At 61.4% G+C, this 22,736-nt stretch carries 20 protein-coding genes, 1 pseudogene and 1 riboswitch; of the genes and pseudogenes, 10 read left to right on the top strand and 11 right to left on the bottom strand.

All coding sequences use genetic code 11. From position 1 onward, the window contains the following. Positions 1-21 precede the first annotated feature (21 nt). Positions 22-618: a YceI family protein gene (locus tag EPZ47_RS27870; protein WP_135847595.1), complete on the top strand. Its 597-nt coding sequence runs from the start codon at positions 22-24 to the stop codon at positions 616-618. 254 nt (positions 619-872) lie between these two features. Here EPZ47_RS27870 and EPZ47_RS27865 read toward each other — a convergent pair whose 3' ends face one another. From EPZ47_RS27865 to ahcY, 4 genes and pseudogenes are all read right to left on the bottom strand, one after another. Next, positions 873-2,735 (bottom strand): RNA helicase RhlE2, encoded by a 1,863-nt coding sequence (locus EPZ47_RS27865; RefSeq protein WP_135847594.1) that lies wholly within the window; start codon positions 2,733-2,735, stop codon positions 873-875. A 233-nt stretch (positions 2,736-2,968) separates the two neighbouring features. Beyond that, positions 2,969-3,779, bottom strand: a pseudogene (locus tag EPZ47_RS27860) (substrate-binding periplasmic protein); the annotation flags it as partial. A gap of 210 nt (positions 3,780-3,989) precedes the next feature. Next, positions 3,990-4,835, bottom strand: a complete 846-nt coding sequence (gene metF, locus EPZ47_RS27855) for a methylenetetrahydrofolate reductase [NAD(P)H] (protein ID WP_135847592.1) — start codon at positions 4,833-4,835, stop codon at positions 3,990-3,992. A 161-nt stretch (positions 4,836-4,996) separates the two neighbouring features. Continuing rightward, positions 4,997-6,406 carry an adenosylhomocysteinase gene (gene ahcY / locus EPZ47_RS27845; protein ID WP_135847590.1) on the bottom strand — a complete coding sequence of 470 codons (1,410 nt, stop codon included), beginning with the start codon at positions 6,404-6,406 and terminating at the stop codon, positions 4,997-4,999. 23 nt (positions 6,407-6,429) lie between these two features. Further along, positions 6,430-6,536, bottom strand: a riboswitch (S-adenosyl-L-homocysteine riboswitch). A 191-nt stretch (positions 6,537-6,727) separates the two neighbouring features. Here ahcY and EPZ47_RS27840 point away from each other — a divergent pair. After that, entirely contained in the window at positions 6,728-7,132 is a 405-nt protein-coding gene (locus EPZ47_RS27840; RefSeq protein ID WP_135847589.1) for an acyl-CoA thioesterase, read from the top strand. Positions 7,133-7,275: 143 nt separating this feature from the next. Next, positions 7,276-8,157: a formate/nitrite transporter family protein gene (locus tag EPZ47_RS27835; RefSeq protein ID WP_135847588.1), complete on the top strand. Its 882-nt coding sequence runs from the start codon at positions 7,276-7,278 to the stop codon at positions 8,155-8,157. Here EPZ47_RS27835 and EPZ47_RS27830 read toward each other — a convergent pair. Further along, positions 8,108-9,277, bottom strand: coding sequence for an MFS transporter (locus tag EPZ47_RS27830; RefSeq protein ID WP_135847587.1), 1,170 nt, complete (start codon positions 9,275-9,277; stop codon positions 8,108-8,110). The genes EPZ47_RS27835 and EPZ47_RS27830 overlap by 50 nt on opposite strands. Positions 9,278-9,474: 197 nt before the next feature. Here EPZ47_RS27830 and EPZ47_RS27825 point away from each other — a divergent pair, with 197 nt between their 5' ends. Continuing rightward, positions 9,475-10,308, top strand: a complete 834-nt coding sequence (locus EPZ47_RS27825) for an EamA family transporter (protein WP_135847586.1) — start codon at positions 9,475-9,477, stop codon at positions 10,306-10,308. Positions 10,309-10,359: 51 nt separating this feature from the next. Beyond that, entirely contained in the window at positions 10,360-10,743 is a 384-nt protein-coding gene (locus EPZ47_RS27820) for an MAPEG family protein (RefSeq protein ID WP_135847585.1), read from the top strand. A gap of 152 nt (positions 10,744-10,895) precedes the next feature. On the opposite strand, the gene mltA is transcribed toward EPZ47_RS27820, so the two are convergent. After that, positions 10,896-12,083, bottom strand: coding sequence for a murein transglycosylase A (gene mltA, locus EPZ47_RS27815; RefSeq protein ID WP_135847584.1), 1,188 nt, complete (start codon positions 12,081-12,083; stop codon positions 10,896-10,898). Between the two features lie 125 nt (positions 12,084-12,208). Between mltA and EPZ47_RS27810 the strand changes: the two genes are divergently transcribed. Further along, positions 12,209-12,658, top strand: coding sequence for a c-type cytochrome (locus tag EPZ47_RS27810; RefSeq protein ID WP_135847583.1), 450 nt, complete (start codon positions 12,209-12,211; stop codon positions 12,656-12,658). A gap of 91 nt (positions 12,659-12,749) precedes the next feature. On the opposite strand, the gene EPZ47_RS27805 is transcribed toward EPZ47_RS27810, so the two are convergent. Then, positions 12,750-13,145, bottom strand: coding sequence for a DUF1090 domain-containing protein (locus EPZ47_RS27805; RefSeq protein WP_135847582.1), 396 nt, complete (start codon positions 13,143-13,145; stop codon positions 12,750-12,752). A 92-nt stretch (positions 13,146-13,237) separates the two neighbouring features. Then, complete coding sequence (ligB, locus tag EPZ47_RS27800) at positions 13,238-14,911, bottom strand: NAD-dependent DNA ligase LigB (protein WP_135847581.1); 1,674 nt, start codon at positions 14,909-14,911, stop codon at positions 13,238-13,240. A gap of 207 nt (positions 14,912-15,118) precedes the next feature. Between ligB and EPZ47_RS27795 the strand changes: the two genes are divergently transcribed. Next, positions 15,119-15,739, top strand: a complete 621-nt coding sequence (locus EPZ47_RS27795) for a LysE family translocator (protein ID WP_135847580.1) — start codon at positions 15,119-15,121, stop codon at positions 15,737-15,739. An 81-nt stretch (positions 15,740-15,820) separates the two neighbouring features. On the opposite strand, the gene metK is transcribed toward EPZ47_RS27795, so the two are convergent. Genes metK through EPZ47_RS27780 form a run of 3 tightly spaced genes read right to left on the bottom strand, consistent with a single transcriptional unit; the run spans position 15,821 to position 18,268 of the window. Continuing rightward, positions 15,821-17,011 (bottom strand): methionine adenosyltransferase, encoded by a 1,191-nt coding sequence (metK, locus tag EPZ47_RS27790; RefSeq protein ID WP_135847579.1) that lies wholly within the window; start codon positions 17,009-17,011, stop codon positions 15,821-15,823. 19 nt (positions 17,012-17,030) lie between these two features. Next, positions 17,031-18,026 carry an ArsR/SmtB family transcription factor gene (locus EPZ47_RS27785; RefSeq protein ID WP_135847578.1) on the bottom strand — a complete coding sequence of 332 codons (996 nt, stop codon included), beginning with the start codon at positions 18,024-18,026 and terminating at the stop codon, positions 17,031-17,033. Between the two features lie 11 nt (positions 18,027-18,037). Then, a complete protein-coding gene (locus EPZ47_RS27780; RefSeq protein WP_135847577.1) occupies positions 18,038-18,268 on the bottom strand; it encodes a hypothetical protein in 231 nt (76 codons plus the stop codon). Positions 18,269-18,298: 30 nt separating this feature from the next. On the opposite strand from EPZ47_RS27780, the gene tkt reads away from it, so the two are divergent. From tkt to EPZ47_RS27765, 3 genes are all read left to right on the top strand, one after another. Further along, positions 18,299-20,296 carry a transketolase gene (tkt, locus tag EPZ47_RS27775; protein ID WP_135847576.1) on the top strand — a complete coding sequence of 666 codons (1,998 nt, stop codon included), beginning with the start codon at positions 18,299-18,301 and terminating at the stop codon, positions 20,294-20,296. A gap of 170 nt (positions 20,297-20,466) precedes the next feature. Next, positions 20,467-21,537: an erythrose-4-phosphate dehydrogenase gene (epd, locus tag EPZ47_RS27770; protein ID WP_135847575.1), complete on the top strand. Its 1,071-nt coding sequence runs from the start codon at positions 20,467-20,469 to the stop codon at positions 21,535-21,537. 24 nt (positions 21,538-21,561) lie between these two features. Next, positions 21,562-22,725 (top strand): phosphoglycerate kinase, encoded by a 1,164-nt coding sequence (locus tag EPZ47_RS27765; protein WP_135847574.1) that lies wholly within the window; start codon positions 21,562-21,564, stop codon positions 22,723-22,725. The last annotated feature ends 11 nt before the right edge of the window (positions 22,726-22,736 follow it).

Below are 22,736 nucleotides of genomic sequence, written 5' to 3'. Positions count from 1 at the left end.
GACTCCAAAGGAATAGAAAGCATGTTGAAAAAGACGCTCGCCGCCCTGGCAATCGGTTCTGCACTGCTGTCGGCCGGCCAGGCCATGGCTGCCGACTACGTGGTCGACAAAGAAGGCCAGCACGCCTTCGTCGACTTCAAGATCAGCCACCTGGGCTATAGCTACATCACCGGTACCTTCAAGGATATCGACGGCAAGTTCAGCTTCGATGCCGCCAAGCCTGAAGCCAGCAAGATCGAGTTCAACGTCAATACCGCCAGCGTATTCACCAATCACGCTGAACGTGACAAGCACATTGCCAGCGGCGACTTCCTGAACGTGAGCAAGTTCGGCAAGGCCACCTTCGTTTCCACCAGCGTCAAATCCACCGGTAAAAACGCCGATGGCAAAGAAACTGCGGACGTGACCGGTGACCTGACCCTGCTGGGCGTGACCAAGCCAGTGGTGGTCAAGGCCACGTTCCTGGGTGAAGGCAAGGACCCATGGGGCGGCTACCGTGCTGGCTTCGAAGGCACCACCAGCATCAAGCGTTCCGACTTCGGCAAGCAGAAAGACCTGGGCCCAGCGTCTGACGCGGTCGAGCTGTACGTCACGTTTGAAGGTGTCAAAGCGAAGTAAGCTTCGCGCCTGATAAAAAAACGCCTCTGATCTCGCGATCAGGGGCGTTTTTTATTGCCATGTCTCAGCTCGAACAGCCAACACAGAACTCTTGTGGGAGCGGGCTTGCTCGCGAAGGCGGTGGGTCAGTCGATTCGATGCTGGCTGATACACCTTCTTCGCGAGCAAGCCCGCTCCCACATGCAGATTTGTGGCGTTCAAAAAAATGCCCCGGATCGCGAGATCAGGGGCATTTTTTTACAGCTTGGAAAAACTCAGCGATTGCGGGTCAGCAATGCCGGCTTCTCGCCCCGTGGGCGGCTTGGCAGTTGATCCAGTTGCTCAGGCGTCGGGAAGCGATCGGCTTTCGATTCCTTGTGCATGATCTTCGGCTGGTTGCCACGGGGGGCCTGCACGGCCGGTTCCTGACGAGGTTGGTCGTCACGGGCCGGGCGGCGCGGGCGGGTGTCTTCGCGACGGGCCTGACCGTCACGGGGAGCACCGTTGCGTGGGCCGCTGCGCTTGGCCGGTGGGGTGCCGGTGGACGAGCCGTTGCTGTTGCGTGGACCGTTCTGGCGACCCTGTGGCTGGCCAGTACGCGGAGCGGCTGCACCCGCGCCCTGTGCCGGGGCGCCTGGACGACGGCCGCGACCTTGGGCCGGTTTCTGCTGCGGCACGTAGTCGACGCGGTTACCGAAATTATCTACATCGTCGTCCAGGAACTCGTCCGGGGCACGATCAGCTGCGGCGCGGGGAGCCGGGCGCTGCTGTTCACGGGCTGGCGTACCTTCGCGAGGCTTCTGCTCGCGGGCCGGGCGTTCACCGCGGCTGTTGCTGGCCGGTTTTTCCTTGCCCTTGTCCTTGCCTTTGTCTTTACGACCGCCGCCACCGCCGCCGCCATTCGGACCGTCGCCGCGTGGGCCACGGGCATTGCGCGGGTTGCGCACGTCCGGACGTTCGCGCACTTCAGGCTTCTCGGCCTCGATGGTGCTGGCATCGAAGCCCATCAGGTCGCCATCGGCAATTTTCTGCTTGGTCATGCGCTCAATGCTCTTGAGCAGCTTTTCTTCGTCCGGCGCGACCAGCGAGATCGCTTCGCCCGAACGACCGGCCCGGCCGGTACGGCCGATACGGTGCACGTAGTCTTCATCGACGTTCGGCAGCTCGAAGTTGACCACGTGGGGCAACTGGTCGATATCCAGGCCACGGGCCGCGATGTCGGTGGCGACCAGGATGCGCACTTCGCCGGCCTTGAAATCGGCCAGGGCCTTGGTGCGGGCATTCTGGCTCTTGTTACCGTGGATCGCCACGGCCGGCAGGCCATGCTTGTCCAGGTATTCGGCCAGGCGGTTGGCGCCGTGCTTGGTACGGGTGAACACCAGGACCTGTTCCCAGGCGCCAGCGGTGATCAGGTGCGCGAGCAAGGCACGCTTGTGGCTGGCCGCCAGGCGGAATACGCGTTGTTCGATGCGCTCGACCGTGGTGTTCGGCGGCGTGACTTCGATGCGTTCCGGGTTGTGCAGCAGCTTGCCGGCCAGGTCGGTGATGTCCTTGGAGAACGTCGCCGAAAACAGCAGGTTCTGGCGTTTGGCGGGCAGGCGGGCGAGGACTTTCTTCACGTCATGGACGAAGCCCATGTCGAGCATGCGGTCGGCTTCGTCCAGCACGAGGATTTCCACGTGGGACAGATCGACACTGCCTTGGCCGGCCAGATCCAGCAGGCGGCCGGGGCAGGCCACGAGCACGTCGACGCCACGGGACATGGCCTGGACCTGAGGGTTCATGCCCACGCCGCCGAAAATGCAGGCGCTGACGAATTTCAGGTCGCGAGCGTAGACCTTGAAGCTCTCGTGTACCTGGGCGGCCAGTTCGCGGGTTGGGGTCAGGACCAGTACGCGCGGTTGACGCGGGCCGTGACGCTGGGATTTGTCTGGGTGACCGTTGGGGAACAACCGCTCCAGGATCGGGAGGGCGAAACCACCGGTTTTACCAGTGCCTGTCTGCGCCGCGACCATCAGATCGCGACCTTGCAACACGGCGGGAATGGCCCGCTGTTGCACCGGGGTAGGCTCGGTGTAGCCGGCGGCCTCGATGGCGCGGACTAAAGCCTCGGAGAGACCGAGGGAAGCAAAGGACATGAGTAATCCTGTTTTAGTGAGGGCCTGGCCCAATGGGATAGTCTTGCCTGGCGCGAACGACGTTCAATAATGAAAGACGTCATCCCGTCCGGTCCTGCCGAGTCTCAAAGGCGGGTCCGGACAGGGCTCGCGCGGGCTGGAAGCTGCGCTGTAGCGGTGTCGGGATGCCTTTTGCAAGACCGGGCGTCCGGGCGTAAGCCTGGCGGGAAGGCCGGAGTATAACAGAGCAAACGCCGTGCGCCGCTTTCCTGCTGCTCAACGGTTTATTTCAGCGTTGACCGGGTCGGGCCGCGTAGCCTTGGCAAGCGGGCTGGCGCCATAGCGGGCACTGAGCTCGGCATAGGCCGGTTCGCGTTTGAAGCGCTTGAGTTCGGCGCCGAAGCGTTGCACCAGCAAATCCATCCCGGCGCTACGCCGTACCGCCAGGTATTGGCTTTGACGGCTCACGACCGTCGGGTTTTCAGTAATCTGGTCGCCCAACTGCATTTGCTCGAGCACATGCCGGCCGACCCGACGGTCAGTGATGAGCAGGTCGATCCGGCCCAGTTGCAACTTGCCGAAGTTGGCTTCGTGGGTAGGCGCTGTTTCACGCTTGAACAGGGGCGATTCACTGAACGCCTGGCTGTACAGATAACCGGGTGACGTGCCGATGGTCAGGCCGCCCAGGTCATCGAGCGTGCGAAACGGATGGGGGCGGGCGTTGGCGTAGAACATCACGAACTCCACGTCTGACAGCGGTTCGCTGGGATAAAGCAGCATGGTGTCGCGTTCATTGCTATGAAAAATGTCCAGCGCGCCGTCCGCCAATCCCTGTTCCAGCATCGCCAGGCAACGCTTCCAGGGCAGGAGCTGCCATTCCACGTCGATGCCCAGGCGCTTGAACACAATGGCCGTGGTTTCGTAGTCCAGTCCGAGGATTTTGCCGTTCTCTTCGTAGACATACGGCGCCCAGGCTTCGGTGACAATGCGCAACTTCTCGGCCCGGGCAGTCATGCTCAGGCACAAGAGGAGAAGGGCTGTCAGTAACCGGGCAATAACGGGCATGGCCTGAGGTTACGACGAGAACTCCTCAAATAGCTAGAGCGCTCTGGCTCGCGCCTTAGTTGCCTTTTGCCTGCAGTCGGTGCAGATCGATGGCTTCGCGGTATTCGTCCCGAGGCAAACATATCCATTCGGGCTCGAAGACCCTCACGACAACTGAATAAAAAAAGGCCCTGGTTTTCACCAGGGCCTTTTGTACCACGGTATTTGCTGTTAACGCGGCAGCTTGAGGTTGTTCCATACCGCCAGGCTGGCTTCGGCCTGGTTCAGGGTATAGAAGTGCAGCCCCGGGGCTCCACCTTGCAACAAACGCTCGCACATTTGTGTGATGACTTCCTCGCCGAAGCTTTGGATGCTGGACGTGTCGTCACCATAAGCTTCCAGTTGCTTGCGGATCCAGCGCGGGATTTCCGCACCGCAGGCGTCGGAGAAGCGCGCCAACTTGCTGTAGTTGGTGATCGGCATGATCCCCGGTACGACAGGAATGTCGACGCCCATCTTGCGGATACGCTCGACGAAGTAAAAATAGCTGTCGGCGTTGAAGAAGTACTGGGTGATCGCACTGTTGGCACCGGCGTTGGCCTTGCGCACGAAGTTGAGCAGATCGTCCTCGAAATTGCGCGCCTGGGGGTGCATCTCTGGGTAAGCGGCAACTTCGATGTGGAAATGATCGCCGGTCTCTTCACGAATGAATTCAACCAGGTCATTGGCGTGACGCAGCTCGCCGCTGGCCATGCCCATGCCCGAGGGCAAGTCACCGCGCAGGGCAACGATGCGCTTGATGCCTGCGGCCTTGTATCGGGTCAGCAGGCCACGCAGGTCGTCCTTGCTGTCGCCTACGCAGGACAGATGCGGGGCAGCCGGGACTTTGACTTCGCTTTCGAGCTGCAACACGGTGTTCATCGTGCGGTCACGGGTCGAACCGCCGGCGCCATAGGTGCAGGAGAAGAAGTCGGGGTTGTAGCTGGCCAACTGACGGGCAGTGGCGATCAGTTTTTCATGCCCAGCATCGGTCTTCGTCGGGAAGAACTCGAAGCTGTAGCGACGTTCTTGGGACATGGTCATATCCTTGGAAACTCGTAGGGCTGGAAGCCTGGCGCATTCCAATGTGGGAGCGGGCTTGCTCGCGAAGACGGAGGATCAGGCGACATCGATGTTGAATGATGAACCGCCTTCGCGAGCAAGCCCGCTCCCACAGGGAGAGCAGGCAATAGAGCCGATCAGTAGCGGTAAGCGTGTGGCTTGAACGGACCTTCGACGGTGACGCCGATGTAGTCAGCCTGTTGCTTGGTCAGCTTAGTGACCACGCCGCCGAAACCGCGGACCATTTCCAGGGCCACTTCTTCGTCGAGTTTCTTGGGCAGTACTTCCACGGTCAGGCGCTCGGCTTTCTGGGCTGGCGACAGGTCGGCGTACTTCTGGCCGAACAGGAAGATCTGGGCCAGGACCTGGTTGGCGAACGAACCGTCCATGATGCGGCTTGGGTGGCCAGTGGCGTTGCCCAGGTTAACCAGGCGGCCTTCGGCCAGCAGGATCAGGTAGTCGTCGTTCTGTGGGTCGAAGCTACCGGTGCCGGTGCGGTGAACCTTGTGCACCTGTGGCTTCACTTCTTCCCATGCCCAGTTCTTGCGCATGAAAGCGGTGTCGATTTCATTGTCGAAGTGACCGATGTTGCACACCACGGCGCGTTTCTTCAGGGCCTTGAGCATGTTGGCGTCGCAGACATTGACGTTGCCGGTGGTGGTCACGATCAGGTCGATCTTGCCCAGCAGGGCTTTGTCGATGCTCGCTTCGGTGCCGTCGTTGATCCCGTCGATGAATGGCGAAACAAGCTCGAAACCGTCCATGCAGGCTTGCATGGCGCAGATCGGGTCGACTTCCGACACCTTGACGATCATGCCTTCCTGGCGCAGGGACTGGGCCGAACCCTTGCCCACGTCACCGTAGCCGATCACCAACGCCTGCTTGCCCGACAACAGGTGGTCGGTGCCGCGCTTGATGGCGTCGTTGAGGCTGTGACGGCAGCCGTACTTGTTGTCGTTCTTGCTCTTGGTCACCGAGTCGTTGACGTTGATGGCCGGGATCTTCAGTTCGCCCTTGGCCAGCATGTCCAGCAGGCGGTGTACGCCGGTGGTGGTCTCTTCGGTCACGCCGTGGACTTTGTCCAGCACGGCCGGGTATTTCTTGTGCAGCAGCTCGGTCAGGTCGCCGCCGTCGTCGAGGATCATGTTGGTGTCCCATGGCTGGCCATCCTTGAGGATGGTTTGCTCCAGGCACCACTCGTACTCTTGCTCGGTCTCGCCTTTCCAGGCGAATACCGGAACACCCGCGGCGGCGATGGCGGCAGCGGCCTGGTCTTGAGTCGAGAAGATGTTGCAGGACGACCAGCGCACTTCGGCACCCAGGGCAACCAGGGTTTCGATCAGCACGGCAGTCTGGATGGTCATGTGGATGCAGCCGAGGATCTTGGCACCCTTGAGCGGTTGCTCGCCGGCGTATTTGCGACGCAGGCCCATCAGGGCTGGCATTTCGGATTCGGCGATGATGATTTCGCGACGGCCCCAGGCGGCCAGGGACATGTCGGCGACTTTGTAATCGGTAAAATCTGCAGGCGTAATAACAGCGCTCATGAAGAGCCTCCATTCGTAATGTATGCGAATGGGCGCCGTTGTGCGTTTAGTGTCCGTGCGGGGAGCCCCGTACGAACAACGCCCCATCCGAGCCTGACAGGTCGAGCCTGCTGCAGCGCCCCTCGGACAGGTGGCGGGAACGGTCCAAAGCGTGGACCGGATAAAACGGGGGCGATTATAACGGGCTAATCGGATCTTCCAAAAGGGTTTCTGTCGGCAAATCAAAATTGCCGATGATCGTTATAGGGGCCGCGACGTAGAGCCTGGCTGCCCGGTCTGCCATGATGCAGCCATTCATTGGCCAGACGCTCAGGAGTGAACATGAATTTCCACACCCGCAAATGGGTCAAGCCCGAAGACCTCAACCCCAACGGCACGCTGTTCGGCGGCAGCCTGTTGCGCTGGATCGACGAAGAAGCGGCGATCTACGCCATCGTCCAGCTCGGCAACCAGCGCGTGGTCACCAAGTACATCTCGGAAATCAACTTCGTCAGCGCCTCGCGCCAGGGCGATATCATCGAGCTGGGCATCACCGCCACCGAATTTGGTCGCACCTCCATCACCCTGACCTGCGAGGTGCGCAACAAAATCACCCGCAAGAGCATCCTGACCGTGGAGAAGATGGTTTTCGTCAATCTTGGTGAAGACGGCTTGCCAGCGCCCCATGGCCGGACCGAGATCAGGTACGTCAAGGATCAGTTCCAGGATGACATTGCCGGTCAGTGAGATTGGCGGTGTCTCCAGTCGCGAGCAGGCTCGCTCCCACAATGAATTCGGCTGGGGCATGGGGCATCCATCCCCTGTGGGAGACTGAACAGCTCCGAACGCCGCGTGTCGTAGGTACATCACGCCACCGGTTCAGGAGCTCCATGGACACTCAAAAAGACGGTAAGACCCCTGATCTTTCGGCACAGGAAAAGCACGAAGTTGACCGCAACCAGCCGCCACGAGCGGCGGTGCTGCATGAGATCATCCGCACCCAGGGCAACCAGGAACTGGAGCGCAGTGTCGCCGCGCTGTGGTGGTCGGCCCTGGCGGCCGGGTTGACCATGGGCCTGTCGCTGATGGCGATGGGGTTGCTCAATTCCCGGCTGCCGGACCACGAAGGCTTTAAAGTGATCGCCAGTTTCGGCTACTGCGCCGGTTTTCTCGCGGTGATCCTCGCCCGCCAGCAGTTGTTCACCGAAAATACGCTGACCGCGGTGTTGCCAATCATGAGCAAGCCCACGCTGGGCAATTTCGGTCGGTTGTTTCGGCTATGGGGCGTGGTGCTGGTGGGCAACCTGTGCGGCACCTTGCTGGTGGCGTACGTGATGCTGCACCTGCCGATTTTCGACCAGCGCACTGACCAGGCCTTTCTGGAAATCGGTCGCAAGGTCATGGAAAACGACACCGGCCAGATGTTCGCCAAAGGCATCATTTCTGGCTGGATGATCGCCACCATGGTCTGGATGATCCCGTCCATGGAAAGCGCCAAGATGTGGATCATCATCCTGATTACCTACCTGATGGCGCTCGGGGATTTCACCCACATTGTCGTTGGCTCGGCCGAGGTGTCTTACCTGGTATTCGCCGGCCAGCTGTCGTGGGAGGACTTCTGGATGGTGTTCGCCGCGCCGACCCTGGCGGGGAACATCATCGGTGGCAGCTTCATCTTCGCATTGCTCAGCCATGCCCAGGTGCGTAGCGAGAGCGGCTCGCCTAGTCGGCCGCACCCACCAGGACGCCATGACGACGCTGACGATAAATAAAGTACAGCGCCGTCAGTACGGTCAGCATGCCGACGAAGGCACCGGTCCACGGCAAATCTGCCAGATCCGCACCACTGGCCACCACCAACCCGCCAATCCACGCCCCGGCCGCGTTGCCGAGATTGAACGCGCTCTGGTTCAGGGTCGAGCCGAGGTTCGGCGCCTCAAAGGCCTGGTCGATGATCAGCAATTGCAGGATCGGGCACAGGGCGAAGGCGAAGATGCCCCATAGCACCAGGGTAATCGCCGCCGGAATCACCGATTGACTGGTCTGGCTGAACGCGGCCAGCACCAGCACCACAGCCAGGGCCATGCCCACCAGTGAGGGCAGCAGGCGTCGGTCGGCCAAGCGCCCACCGAGGAAACTGCCCGCCGTCAGGCCGACGCCGAACAACAGCAGCATGATAGTGATGCCGTGGGGGCTGACACCGGTAATGTCCTGCAGGATCGGCGCGATGTAGGTGAACACGCTGAACAGGCTGGTGGAGGCCAGCACACTCATGCCCAGGGCCAGCAGTACGTTGGCCTTGCCCAGCACCTTGAACTCGCTGGCCAGGTTGGCCTTGTCCATGGGGATTTCCTTGGGCAGCCAGACCCATTGGGCGATGGCCGCGATCACCCCGATCACCGACACGGCCCAGAAGGTCGAGCGCCAGCCGGCGTATTGGCCCAAGGCCGTGCCCAACGGCACGCCCAACACGTTGGCCAGGGTCAGGCCGGTGAACATCATTGCAATGGCCTGGGCCCGTTTGTTCGGCGCTACCAGCCCGGCCGCTACCACCGAGCCGATGCCGAAGAATGCCCCATGGCACAACGCGGTGATGACGCGCGCGGCCATCAGCGTGGCGTAATTCGGTGCCAGAGCGCAGAGCACGTTGCCGAGGATGAACATCAGCGTCATGCCCAGCAGCGTCGCCTTGCGCGGCATGTTGGCGGTGCCGACCGCCAGGATCGGCGCGCCGAACACCACCCCCAGGGCATAGCCGGTGATCAGTAGCCCGGCCTGGGGAATACTCACGGCCAGGTCTCGGGCGACATCGGGCAACAGGCCCATGATGACGAATTCAGTCGTGCCGATGCCAAAAGCGGCGACGGCCAAAGCAAGCAAGGCGAGTGGCATGCGCAGGGTCTCTGTCTGTAGTCTTGACGCTCTGATCAGGCATACGCATGCCGGCACCACCGGTTCGAGTGAACGGGGCAACGGCGAAATTATTGGAATAGGTGTATGCGCAACTGAGTGCGGCGTGGTCGGTTTGCAGTATAAACGGCTGCGGATGGATGGCGAATCAATTCTCTGGATGGAATAAGGAGCGTGCCGTGCTTGCAACGGCCCTGGTGTTGGTTGCGGCGCTGTTGCATGCGGCGTGGAATACGCTGATCAAGTTCAGCGCCGAGCGTTTGCTGGTGGTGGCGTGCATGGACAGCGTCGCGCTGCTGTTTGGAGCGTTGGCCCTGGGCTTCGTGGCACTGCCGCCGTTGGAGATCTGGCCGTGGATCCTGGCGTCGGCGGCGTTTGAGCTGCTGTATCGCTATTTGCTGATCCAGGCTTATCGGGTCGGTGACCTGGGGCTGGTCTATCCGCTGATGCGCGGCCTGTCGCCGTTGGTGGTGTTGGCCCTGACGTTGATCTTCGCCGGGGAAGTGCTGACGAGCCAGCAGATCATCGGCATTCTGTTGATCCCGTTCGGCATGCTATGCCTGTTGTGGCAGGGCGGTGGTGGCGAGCGGCTGCCCTGGTCGATGCTACCGGTGGTGGCACTGATCGGCCTGTGCATCGGTTGCTACACTTTTATCGACGGTCACGCCCTGCGGCGCTGGCCCCATCCGCTGGATTACCTGGTCTGGGTCACGCTGCTCAGCGCCTGGCCGTTTCCGTTGCTGGCGTTGGTGGGCAAGCGACCGGCGTTCTTGCTGTTTTGGCGCGAGCAGTGGCGGTTGGGGTTGGCGGTCGGATTCTGCGTATTGTTCAGCTACGCTCTGGTGCTGTGGGCCATGCAACTGGGGTCGATCGCCGAAGCAGCGGCGCTGCGGGAGATCAGCGTGATACTGGTTGTACTGTTTGGCATGCGCTACTTGAAAGAACCTTTTGGACGGCCGCGGCTCTTAGCTTGCGCCTTGGTGCTGGTTGGCATGCTGGTGATGAAACTTTGACCGAAGCCCCCATTCTCGATTCTCTATAAAACTCAAAGAAGGAACTGCGTCATGACGGTTGCCCTGTGGTGTATTTTGATTGCCTTTCTCCTGCCTTACCTGTGCATTGCTATCGCCAAGATCGGCGGCAAATACAGGCTGGCAGATAACCACGACCCTCGGGACTTCCTGGAAACACTCGAAGGCGCTCCCCGGCGCGCTTACGCCGCGCAACTGAACAGCTTTGAAATCAGCCCGTTTTTCGCCGCCGCGGTGATCGTCGCGCACTTGGCCGGCAATGCCGAGCTGGTGACCATCAACGTGCTGGCGGTGCTGTTCATCACCAGTCGCCTGCTTTACATCATTTGTTATCTGGCGGATTGGGACATCTTGCGGTCGCTGGTGTGGTTCGTGGGGGTGGGGTTGGTACTGAGTTTCTTCTTCGTTTCGGTCTGAGCCTGACGGTTGAATCCCTGTGTCTGTGCTGGCCCCACCGCGAGCAAGCTGGCCACACATTGGATCGGCTGTGTACACAAAACAGGTGTTCACTGAGATTCCCTGTGGGAGCGAGCTTGCTCGCGATGGGGGCCGGTACAGTCAGCCCATCTTCAGGGATTGGCGCTAACCGCATTCGCCACCTGCGGCACTTGCGGCAACGCCGCGCCCTTGGGCCACAACATCCAGATCTGCCCCTGTTGCTTCATGTCCCCGGCCAATTGCCCCGCCGCTTCGCCCGTGCCCCAGAACAGGTCCGCGCGCACCTCGCCGGCAATTGCGCCGCCGGTGTCCTGGGCGGCGACCGGCCGGTTCAATGCGCTGCCATCGGGGCGCGTGGTCGATAGCCACAACAGGCTGCCCAGTGGAATCACCTTGCGATCCACCGCCACGCTGTAGCCAGCGGTCAGTGGCACATTCAATGAGCCCCGCGGGCCTTCGTTGCTGTCGGGGTTGCGGTTGAAAAACACGTAGCTGGGATTGCTGCCCAGCAATTCGGGAATCCGGTTCGGGTTGGCCTTGGCCCAGGCACTGATGGTACCCATGGTCACGTCTTCTTTCTTCAGTTCGCCCTGTTCGACCAGCCAGCGCCCGATGGGCCGGTAAGGGTGGCCGTTCTGGTCGGCATAGCCGATGCGCAACTGGCGGCCGTCATTGAGGCGGATGCGACCCGAGCCTTGGATTTGCAGGAACTGCAGGTTCATCGGGTCGGTCAGCCAGGCAATCACCGGTGCTTTCACCCCGTTGGTTTCGATGGTGGCCGCGTCGTCGTAGGGCTTGAGTACCCGGCCTTCGAGGCGACCGCGCAGGCGTTTGCCCTTGAGTTCGGGGTAGATGCTGTCCAGCGACACAATGATCATGTCGTCCGGCACGCCGTAGACCGGAATATTCGCGGTGGCTGTCTGGGTGAGGCTGCCGGGGTAGACCGGCTCGTAGTAGCCGGTAATCAGGCCGTTGGGGCTGTTGTCTCCTGAGCGCAGGCCATAGACGTCCAGGTTCTGTTTCAGGAAATTGCGCACATCCGGGGCGGTCTGCGGCACATTGGCCGCTGCCGCGCAGGTCGGACCCCAGGTCGCATCAGCCTTGAGCCGGGTGCAAGCGCTGCGCCAGGAGCCGAAACCGGCCAGCAGGTCTTCATCGGACACCGACGGCAAGGCTTCCCACGGCGCGCTGACATACGTGGCGAGGGCGTGGGTTTGAGGCTCTTCGACCTTGTCACCGCGATTGCAGCCGGCCAGCACTGCGATCAACGGTAGGGTCAATGCCAGGCCTTTGTGCCAGGTCTTGAAGCGGCTGTTCATGAAGATTTCCTTTGCAGTCATTCGAGCGCTGTCAGGCACTCAAACAACCCGTATTGTTGATAGGGTCATTGGTCTTTACCGATGACCCGAGGATACTAACCGCCGTTCCCTGTCCCGAGGCCAAGATGTTTGTAAAACGATTTTCCATGGCAGTACTGGCCTGCCTGATGCTGTCCGCCTGTGGTGGCGTCGATCCCAATTCTCCCCTGGGCCAGCGCAAGGCGATTTTCAAGCAGATGCTCAAGACCAACGAAGAGTTGGGCGGCATGCTGCGCGGTCGCGTTCCGTTCGACGGCGCGCGCTTCGCCGAGGGCGCGGCGCAACTGGATCAACTCTCCCGCGAACCGTGGAAACACTTCCCGCAAGTACGCGAGGAAGACCACACCAGTGCCAGGGATGCGGTCTGGCAACAACAGACGCGTTTCCAGGACCTGGCCCGCAGTCTTGAAACCGCCACCGGTGAATTGGTGGTCGCCAGCAAAGTCCAGCCCTACAAGGCCAGCTACCTCGGGCCAGCGGTGCAGAAGGTCGAAGATGCGTGCAGTGCCTGTCATAAAGAATTTCGGGATCATTGATATCCCTTGAAAGATCGCAGGCCTTGCCAGCGCCTACAGGGGATTGCATTCAACCTGTAGGCGCTGGCGAAGCCTGCGATCTTTTCAATGTTCACTTATCCAGCTCATCCACCGCTTCCTGCAGTTCCTTGCGAGAGGCCGCCAGCTTTTCCTTGCGTTTGTTGATCCGCTCCGAGTCGCCTTTTTTCATGGCTTTTTCCAGGTCGGCCTGACGCCGACTGACTTCATGTTTGGCGTCGAGCACTTTGTTTTCACGCTCCTTGCGCAAGGAAGCGTCGGTGCAATGGGTGGTGACTTCATTCAGCGCTGTTTCCAACCCGGCCTGCTGGTCGTTGTTGCCACGGGATTTGGCCAGTTCGATCTGATTGATGATGCCCTGGCGCTTGGCCGCACAGCCAGTGAGCTCCGGCGTCTGCTCGTCCGCCAGTAAAGGGGCGGCCATGGCGCTGCATAAGACCAGCAGGGCTACGGGGGACAGGAAATTCATAGCAACTCCGTAAAAAAGCTCGCGAGCGGTCGGTACAGATGCGCTGTTGGAACGCACGTTTGCCCCTTGGGTTCAACTGCGCGGAGTTTGAGTCAAAAACCGTCGACCCCGGCAGTGCGTAATACTTCACTCAAAGCCAACACCTGCGGGTCGCGGAAGAAAGCGCTCAATTGCTCGGCGCGTCCCGGCCCGATGCCGGCTTCGGCTTGCCATTGCTCGGTGTTGCGCTCGGCCAGCTTCTGCCACGGCCCTTCCAGTCGGGCTTGACCGACAGGCGGCAGGCCAAGGGCCTTGAGCCATTGCTCGAAAGGGCGTTGCCGAGCACTGTGCAAGCTGGCGAGCAGGCGGGCGCTGCTGCGCTCGCCGAAGCCGGCAATGTTAGCAAGCTCGGCGGCATCGAGGGTCAACCAATCGAGTAATCCGTCGAGTTGGCCGGCGGCCAGGAGTTTTTCCCAGGTACCCGGGCCTATATGGGGCAGGGCTAGTCCGTGCTTGCCGCTAAGCCAATTCAAGCGCGCGAGGAACTGGCTTTCGCAACCGGGTGTGGGTTGCCAGCAACTCAAGAAGTGATAATCGGCTGCCGTCGGGGCGTTGAGGTCCCGGCGCTCGACGCTGCGCAGCACGACGCTGTCGAGGCGTGGAATGGTCAGCCCGGCCAGGCTGATGGCGACTCGATCGCCCGGGCGGATGTCCATCTCCTCCCAGCGCTTGAGGGAACTGACACTCACCCGGCGGATTCGCCGGTCGTCGAGCATGACGGGCTCCAACTCCAGCACGGGCGTGATGCGCCCGGTACGGCCGACGTTGAAACGCACCTTGCGCACCTCGGCCAGGACTTGGGCGTACGGGTATTTCCAGGCCATGCTCCAGAACGGCGCCCTGGCCTGCCAGCGGTCGGCGGGTGGGCGGCGGCTCTGGCGCAGGACGATCCCGTCGCTGGCGAATGGCAGCGGTGTGCGATACCAGTGGTCGCGCCAGTGTTGGGCCTCGGTCAATGTCTGGACGGGCTGGTTGTAGTCGAGGGTGTCAGCGAAGCCCAGCTCACTTAGCGCGGCCATCCTCTCGGGCAAGGTGTCCGGTCCTTCGGGCCAGTCCCAGACAAACAGGCCGATGTCCGTGCCCTCTTGCGCGGTCAGGTTTGTGCGCGCCATCAGGCCCGCCACGGTCGCCCGGGCGTTGAGGCTACCGTTGGCGGCCTGGACATGGGCGTTCAGTCGCCAGTACAGCTCGCCCTGAACGAGCAGGTCCAAAGGCTGGCGCAGCCGTTGGGGGATGCTGCTGATCTTGTGCACCGCCCAGGTCCAGTCTTGCCCTTGGACGCCATCGCCGCGGCTGATCGCCTGGTGCAGGCGACCCTCCCGATAAATCAGGGTCACCGCTACACCATCGACTTTCGGTTGGGCCCAGACGTCCGCCCGGCCGTGCAACCAGGCCTTCACGGCATCGGCATCTTTCAGTTTGTCCAGGCCGGTATGAAGGACAGGGTGCGGCACCTTCCCACCCGCCGAGCGTAAAGGGTTGCCTGGTGCGTCAAGACCGAAACAACTGCGCCATTGGCCCAATTGCAGGCGGGACTGATCGTACAGTTCGTCGGCTACCAGTGAGCGGCCGAGACGGTGATACGTGTCATCCCAGGCGTCGATTTGCTGCTGCAGCGCGATGATCTCCGCCTGGGCGCGTTCGGTGGGCCAATCGGGGCAGGGCGTGGCGAGGACGGGGGAAACGATGAACATGAAACAGGCGATTGTACGGAGTAACGGCAGCATCGAAGCATCCTTGCTTGGTGGTGTGCTTGAAGGCTAGCCACTGTGGCGCAAGGTGCGAGGCCTGGAGCGTTACCGGATTTTGCAACGTCTGATGGCGAAGGTGCGGCGGTACAGTGCGGCGTGATTTAGCCGTGCAACTGTCCCTTGAACCGATCAAAGGCCGGTGCAGAATGGACCTTCGATTCGCCTCTGCCAGGAGCGCCCCCGATGGACCTGACAACCCTCGCCGTTTTCATTCCGGCCTGCTTCGCGCTGAACATGGCGCCAGGGCCGAACAACCTGCTGTCCATCAGTAACGCCTCGCGTTATGGCTTCGTCCGGGCGTGCAGCGGCGGCATCGGTCGGCTATTGGCATTTGCAATCATGATTGCCTTGGCTGCAGTAGGGCTGACCGCTGTGCTGCACACCTCGGAGCTGTTGTTCCTGGGGATCAAGTTCGTCGGTGCCGGCTATCTGTTCTACCTCGCCGTGCAGTTGTGGCGGGCGCAGCCCGAGGCGGGCGGCGAGGCAACGGTCACGTCGATGAGCATGACCAGCCTGGCGCGCCAGGAATTCCTGGTGGCGATCGGCAATCCGAAGGCGATCCTGTTGTTTACTGCGTTCCTGCCACAGTTCGTCGACCGTGCGGGCACCGTTACCCAGCAGTTCGCCGTGCTGGGTGGTCTGTTCCTGGCGCTGGAGTGCATCGCCATCGGGTTGTATTGCTACATGGGCATTTATGCGCGGCGGCTGTTTGCCCGGCCCAGTGGCAAGCGTCTGTTCAATCGGATGTGCGCGGGGTTGCTGGCCAGTGCGGCTTCGTTTTTGCTGGTGGCCCGCCGATCTTGAGTTCGATGGTCCCTCGCCACAACACGGGCATGAAAAAGCCCCTGGCAACGAGGTCGCCAGGGGCTTTTCGTACAGCAGGCCTTACAGGCCGGCAGCGGCGCGCAGGGCGTCGGCGCGGTCGGTTTTTTCCCAGGTGAAGGTGGTGAAGGTATCGTCACCGACCGTCTTGGTTTGCGGCGTGCGGCCAAAGTGACCGTAGGCTGCTGTGTCCTGGTACATCGGGTGCAGCAGGTCGAGCATGGTGGTGATGGCGTATGGACGCAGGTCGAACACATCACGAACCAGCTTGACGATCTTGTCATCGCTGATCTTGCCGGTGCCGAAGGTGTTCAGCGAGATCGACGTAGGCTGGGCGACGCCAATGGCGTAGGACACCTGAATCTCGCAGCGCTCGGCCAGGCCGGCAGCCACGATGTTCTTGGCGACATAACGACCTGCATAGGCCGCCGAGCGGTCAACCTTCGATGGATCCTTGCCGGAGAACGCGCCGCCGCCGTGACGGGCCATGCCGCCGTAGCTGTCGACGATGATCTTGCGACCGGTCAGGCCGCAGTCGCCCACCGGGCCGCCGATGATGAACTGGCCGGTCGGGTTGATGTGGAACTGAGTGTCCTTGGACAGCAACTCGGCAGGCAGTACGTGCTTGACGATCAGCTCCATCACGCCTTCGCGCAGATCTTTGTAGGACACTTCCGGGTTGTGCTGGGTCGACAGTACAACGGCGTCGATACCGACCACCTTGCCGCCTTCGTAACGGCAGGTCACTTGGGACTTGGCGTCCGGGCGCAGCCAAGGCAACAGACCGGATTTACGGGCTTCGGCCTGGCGTTGAACCAGTTGGTGCGAGAAGGTGATCGGGGCTGGCATCAGCACGTCGGTTTCGTTGCTGGCGTAGCCGAACATCAGGCCCTGGTCGCCGGCGCCCTGATCTTCAGGCTTGGCACGATCAACACCTTGGTTGATGTCGGGCGACTGCTTGCCGATGATGTTCATCACGCCGCAGGTCGCGCCATCGAAACCGACGTCGGAGCTGTTGTAGCCGATGCCCAGGATGACGTCGCGAACGATCTGTTCCAGGTCGACCCAGGCCGAGGTGGTGACTTCGCCGGCGATGATCGCCACGCCCGTTTTCACCAGAGTCTCGCACGCCACGCGGGCGAACTTGTCTTCAGCAATGATGGCGTCCAGCACCGCATCAGAAATCTGGTCGGCGATTTTGTCCGGATGCCCTTCAGACACGGACTCGGAGGTGAAAAGGGAGTATTCGCTCATCTCGATGTTTTCCTACAAGTTACCGATGGTGAGTGTCGCCAGCCGGTCGCTGAAAATGGCGGACCTGGATCTGGAAACCATTACGTAAGCCTACATAGAGGCTTTCCCCGGGCACGAGGCCCGCAGCGGTGGCCCAACGGGCCAAATCGTCCTGTTCAAACCCCAACCAGAGATCACCGCAGGCCTCCCTGGCCCAACTCTGGTTGTGGCTGCATAACTCTGTCACCAACAGGCTACCGCCTGGTTGCAGCAAGCCGGCCATGTGCCGGAGTGCGTCGGCCGGTGCGGCGAAGTGGTGAAGCACCATGTTCAATACAACGCAATCGGCCTGCAGGCTCACACCGTCCAAGGCATCGGCCAGCTGCAGGCTGACATTAGCCAAGGTTTCGCGCTCGCACACCTGGCGCGCCAGTTCGAGCATGGCCGGGCTGTTGTCCAGCGCCGTCACCTGGCTGAAGCGCCGCGCCAGTTCCGGTAAAAACGCGCCGTCGCCGGGGCCGACTTCGATGGCGGTGGCGCTGGGCTCGAAGCTCAATTTATCGAGCAGCGCCACGACGCTCTCACGGTATTGCGGCAATCCTGCGATCAGGTCTTGCTGGGCACGAAACTTCTCGGCCACCCGTGCGAAAAAGTCCTGGCTGGCGGCGGCCCGCTGCCCATGCACCTGGGCGATGCGTCCCTGCACGTCGGTGGGCAGATTCAGTTCGTCCACTTCCTCCAACAACGCGGCGTGCAGCTTGCCACCCAAAAGATCGGTGTGGGGCAGGGCGCGGCGGTAGAAAATCGCGTTGCCTTCGCGGCGGGTCGCCACCAGGTCGGCCTGGGCCAGGACCTTGAGGTGGTGGCTCATGCCGGACTGGCCGATGCCGAAGATCTGCGCCAGTTCCAGCACGCCGAACGAATCGTTGGCCAGGGCGCGCAATACATTGAGCCGCAACGGATCGCCGCCGGCCTTGCAAAGGGCCGCCAGCTCATCGCAATCGTCATGGCGAATGGAAGGCACGCGTAAGTTCATAGGGCGGCAGTCTAGAGAGGGGTATGGATCATCGCAAGGTCAATATCAAAAAGTTTTGATATTGCTCGATAAATGGCACTTCCCAGAGCGTGCTCGACTCTACAACCCATCAGCGGAAAGGTTTCACTTGAAGAAAGGGACTTTATCCACCGGAAAAACGCCTTTGGATGACTATCTGTCATTGCCCCCAGGCGGGTGGGTGAGGGAAAATGCTCGCCTTTTTTCAGTTTCGTTTTATTCATTCTCGATTCAATTCCCGCAGGAGATCAGCGATGCCCAGCCGTCGTGAGCGTGCCAATGCCATTCGTGCCCTCAGCATGGATGCCGTGCAGAAAGCCAACAGCGGCCATCCCGGTGCCCCTATGGGTATGGCGGATATCGCCGAGGTGCTTTGGCGCGATTACCTCAAGCACAGCCCGAGCAACCCAGCCTTCGCCGACCGTGACCGCTTCGTGCTGTCCAACGGCCACGGCTCGATGTTGATCTATTCGCTGCTGCACCTGACCGGCTACGACCTGTCGATCGATGACCTGAAGAACTTCCGCCAGTTGCACAGCCGCACCCCGGGCCACCCGGAATACGGTTACACCCCAGGCGTGGAAACCACCACCGGTCCATTGGGCCAAGGCCTGGCCAACGCCGTGGGTTTTGCCCTGGCAGAAAAAGTCCTGGCCGCGCAGTTCAACCGCCCGGGTCATAACGTTGTCGATCACCACACCTACGTGTTCCTGGGTGATGGCTGCATGATGGAAGGCATTTCCCACGAAGTCGCCTCCCTGGCCGGCACCTTGGGCCTGGACAAGCTGATTGCCTTCTACGACGACAACGGCATCTCCATCGATGGCGAAGTCGAAGGCTGGTTCACCGACGACACCCCCAAGCGCTTCGAAGCCTACAACTGGCTGGTGATCCGCAACGTCGACGGCCACGATCCGGAAGAGATCAAGACCGCCATCGAGACGGCCCGCAAAAGCGCCCAGCCGACCCTGATCTGCTGCAAGACCACCATCGGTTTCGGCTCGCCGAACAAGCAAGGCAAGGAAGACTGCCACGGCGCGCCACTGGGTGCCGAGGAAATCGCCCTGACCCGCGCCGCGTTGAAATGGAACCACGGCCCGTTCGAAATCCCGGCCGACATCTATGCCGAGTGGGATGCCAAGGAAAAGGGCCGTGCATTCGAAGCCGAATGGGACCAGCGTTTCGCCGCCTATTCCGCCGAATTCCCTGAGTTGGCCAATGAACTGGTGCGTCGCCTCAGTGGCGAGCTGCCAGCCGACTTCGCCGAAAAAGCCTCGGCCTACATCGCTGAAGTCGCGGCCAAGGGCGAAACCATCGCCAGCCGCAAGGCCAGCCAGAACACCCTGAACGCCTTTGGCCCGCTGCTGCCGGAATTGCTGGGCGGTTCGGCCGACCTGGCCGGTTCCAACCTGACCCTGTGGAAAGGCTGCAAAGGCGTCAGCGCCGAAGATGCCAGCGGCAACTACATGTACTACGGCGTTCGCGAGTTCGGCATGAGCGCGATCATGAACGGCGTGGCGCTGCACGGCGGCCTGGTGCCTTACGGCGCGACCTTCCTGATGTTCATGGAATATGCCCGCAACGCCGTGCGCATGTCGGCGCTGATGAAAAAACGCGTGCTCTATGTGTTCACCCACGACTCCATCGGCCTGGGCGAAGACGGTCCGACTCACCAGCCGATCGAGCAGCTGGCAAGCCTGCGCTGCACGCCGAACCTGGACACCTGGCGTCCATGCGATGCGGTGGAATCGGCAGTGGCCTGGAAATACGCCCTCGAGCGTAAAGATGGCCCATCGGCGCTGATCTTCTCCCGTCAGAACTTGCAGCACCAGAACCGCGATGCCGACCAGATTGGCGACATCACCCGTGGTGGCTATGTGCTCAAGGACTGCATCGGTGAGCCTGAACTGATCCTGATCGCCACCGGTTCCGAAGTCGGCCTGGCCGTCCAGGCTTACGACAAACTGACCGAACAGGGCCGCAACGTACGTGTCGTGTCCATGCCGTGCACCAGCGTGTTCGACGCCCAGGACGCTGGCTACAAGCAGGCGGTATTGCCGCTGCAGGTCAGCGCGCGGATCGCCATCGAGGCCGCTCATGCCGATTACTGGTACAAGTACGTGGGCCTGGAAGGCCGCGTGATCGGCATGACCACTTACGGCGAATCGGCGCCTGCGCCGGCGCTGTTCGAGGAATTCGGCTTCACCCTGGAAAACATCCTGGGTCAGGCTGAAGAGCTGCTGGAAGACTAAGTCCAGGAATGCATCGCCTGTTCTGACGCCATCGCGGGCAAGCCTTGCTCCCACAGGATGTGCACGCTCCCACTGGGAAAGTGCCATCCTGTGGGAGCAAGGCTTGCCCGCGATGACTGCGGAACATTCAGCGCTGTACTCCATGGATTCACCCTGGTCAGAGAACCCCCATGCCCCAACCGCGTCCCTACAAAGTTGCACTCAACGGCTACGGCCGGATTGGTCGTTGCGTCTTGCGTGCGTTGTTCGAGCGAGGGGCCAAGGCCGGGTTCGAGATTGTGGCGATCAACGATCTGGCCGACATGGCCAGCATCGAATACCTGACACGCTTTGACTCCACCCACGGCCGGTTTCCCGGCGAAGTGCGGGTCGAGGGCGATTGTCTGCATATTAATGGCGATTGCGTGAAAGTCCTGCGCAGTGCCACCCCCGAAGGCATCGATTGGGCGTCCCTGGGCGTCGATCTGGTGCTCGAATGCTCTGGTGCTTATCACACCCGCGAAGACGGCCAGCGTTTTCTCGCCGCTGGTGCGCCACGAGTGCTGTTCTCCCAGCCGATGGCCAGCGAAGCGGATGTGGACGCCACCATCGTTTATGGCGTGAATCAGGATTGCCTGACCGGCGCCGAGCTGCTGGTGTCCAACGCCTCCTGCACCACCAATTGCGGCGTGCCGCTGTTGCGCCTGCTGGACCAGGCCATTGGCCTGGAATACGTGTCGATCACCACCATCCACTCGGCGATGAATGATCAGCCGGTGATCGATGCCTATCACCATGAAGATTTGCGCCGCACCCGTTCGGCGTTCCAGTCGGTGATTCCGGTGTCCACTGGTCTGGCGCGTGGCATTGAACGGCTGCTGCCGGAACTTGCGGGGCGAATTCAGGCCAAAGCCGTGCGGGTGCCGACGGTCAACGTGTCCTGCCTCGACATTACGATGCAGACCGTGAGCGATACCGACGCCACCGAGATCAACCGGATCCTGCGCGAAGCCGCCACCAGCGGCCCGCTCAAAGGCCTGCTGGCCTACACCGAGTTGCCTCACGCCAGCTGTGATTTTAACCATGACCCTCATTCGGCCATTGTCGATGCCAGCCAGACTCGGGTTTCCGGGCCGCGGCTTGTGAACATCCTGGCCTGGTTCGACAACGAATGGGGGTTTGCCAACCGAATGCTGGACGTTGCTGAACATTATCTGCAAACAGCGACTTCGCTTGCTGCTTCTAACAAACCTGCTCTCTAAACAGTTATCCAGGAATTGCGACCCATGACCGTGTTGAAGATGTCCGACCTCGATCTGCAAGGTAAGCGCGTACTGATCCGCGAAGACCTCAACGTTCCCGTCAAGGACGGTGTTGTCACCAGCGACGCGCGCATCCTGGCTTCGCTGCCGACCATCAAGCTGGCCCTGGAAAAAGGCGCGGCCGTGATGGTCTGCTCGCACCTGGGCCGTCCGACCGAAGGCGAGTTCTCGGCCGAGAACAGCCTCAAGCCTGTCGCCGACTACCTGAGCAAGGCCCTGGGCCGTGAAGTGCCGTTGGTGGCCGACTACCTGGGCGGCGTGGACGTGAAGGCTGGCGATGTCGTGCTGTTCGAGAACGTGCGCTTCAACAAGGGCGAGAAAAAGAACGCCGACGAACTGGCCCAACAGTACGCGGCCCTGTGCGACGTGTTCGTGATGGACGCGTTCGGCACCGCCCACCGCGCCGAGGGTTCGACCCACGGCGTGGCGAAGTTTGCCAAAGTTGCCGCTGCCGGCCCGCTGCTGGCGGCTGAATTGGATGCGCTGGGCAAGGCCCTGGGCTCCCCGGCCCAGCCGATGGCCGCCATCGTTGCCGGCTCCAAGGTCTCCACCAAGCTCGACGTGCTCAACAGCCTGAGTCAGGTGTGCAACCAGTTGATCGTTGGTGGCGGCATCGCCAACACCTTCCTCGCTGCGGCCGGTCACCCGGTTGGTAAATCCCTCTACGAGCCGGACCTGCTGGACACCGCCCGTGAAATCGCCGCCAAGGTCAGCGTGCCGTTGCCGGTGGACGTGGTGGTTGCCAAGGAATTCGCTGAAAGCGCCACCGCCACCGTCAAGCTGATCGCTGACGTGGCCGAAGACGACATGATCCTCGACATTGGCCCGCAAACTGCAGCCAACTTCGCTGAACTGTTGAAATCTTCCCAGACTATCCTGTGGAACGGTCCGGTTGGTGTGTTCGAGTTCGACCAGTTCGGCAACGGCACCAAAGTACTGGCCCATGCCATCGCCGAAAGCAGCGCGTTCTCTATCGCGGGCGGCGGCGACACCCTGGCGGCCATCGATAAATATGGCGTGGCCGAGCAGATCTCCTACATTTCTACCGGTGGCGGCGCGTTCCTCGAGTTCGTCGAAGGCAAAGTGCTGCCGGCCGTGGAAGTCCTGGAAAGCCGGGCCAAGGCCTGAGGCTGCGTTGA

It is taken from the genome of Pseudomonas viciae, assembly GCF_004786035.1.
GTDB classification, from domain to species: domain Bacteria; phylum Pseudomonadota; class Gammaproteobacteria; order Pseudomonadales; family Pseudomonadaceae; genus Aquipseudomonas; species Aquipseudomonas viciae.
The sequence above is the reverse complement of the archived record's forward strand: the minus strand, read 5'-3'. Positions and strand labels throughout refer to the sequence as shown.